This is a genomic window from Acetivibrio ethanolgignens, assembly GCF_001461035.1.
Taxonomy (GTDB): Bacteria; Bacillota; Clostridia; order Lachnospirales; family Lachnospiraceae; genus Velocimicrobium; species Velocimicrobium ethanolgignens.
In genome coordinates this window covers 1-870 of record NZ_LNAM01000115.1, presented here as the reverse complement: position 1 = coordinate 870, position 870 = coordinate 1, and the positions used below count along the sequence as shown (strand labels likewise).

Below are 870 nucleotides of genomic sequence, written 5' to 3'. Positions count from 1 at the left end.
ATGCTGAATATCCGGATAATTCCAGTAGGAAGCCCAGCAGTCATGCATGGCAATCCCTTGAAATTCTGTGAGAACACCACATTGCTCCATTCCTGCTGTTCCACGTTTGGGACTGATATCAAGATAAGTGTACTCACAGTTTGAGGCATCATGAACCCACCAGAGTTTTTTATCCACTCTGATCCCGGTTTCATCGAAATGCCCAAGTGCTGAACCAATCATCTTATCTTTGATCTTATTGACCGTGTCGCTCAGACTGTCAGCACATCTTTTCACCATGCTGCTGATTGTTCCTGTTGCGATTGGAATATTAAACACTCCAGAGAGAATTTCATGAGTGCGTTTAACGCTGACTGCGCCCACAGTGTTTAGTGCCACTGACAATGCCTGCAGGTTTTCACCATACTGTACGGTTGCTTTTACATCAGAAGGGAGCTCCCCTCTGCGGTTATCTCCATGCAGCATACAGATTGGAAGTTCCAGTGCCTGATGTTCTGTTACATTTACTGTGACAACCGCATTGATGACATGGCGTTTCTCTGCAATGCACGCAGCGCCTTTGCACATCTGATAATGCTGGCATCCTTCACATGCGAGTGGCATATGTTTGACTATTTCATCCGGAGCTGTTGTTACCGCAGATGTGTTCCTTGGTGTCCATTCTGACCGCCAGGCTTTTTGAAACCATCACTTGATGGCGGTTTGGAGCTGTTTTGGGGTACTGTCAAAATGACGGTGGATAAACAGAAATTTTATTTTCTCTGTTTTGACCAAAAATTAATGTATCCTAAATGGGGTTCTGAATAGTTACAGAATTTTTAAGAAATTTGTAAAATAAATATCACTAAAGAAGCCGCTACTTTAGTCATA

General features: G+C 43.3%; 1 protein-coding gene. It reads right to left on the bottom strand.

Annotated features, from left to right (window positions below; translation table 11 throughout):
• On the bottom strand, positions 1-567 hold a 567-nt coding region (locus ASU35_RS06645), incomplete at its 3' end, for an IS66 family transposase (protein WP_242861216.1).
• Between the last annotated feature and the right edge of the window lie 303 nt (positions 568-870).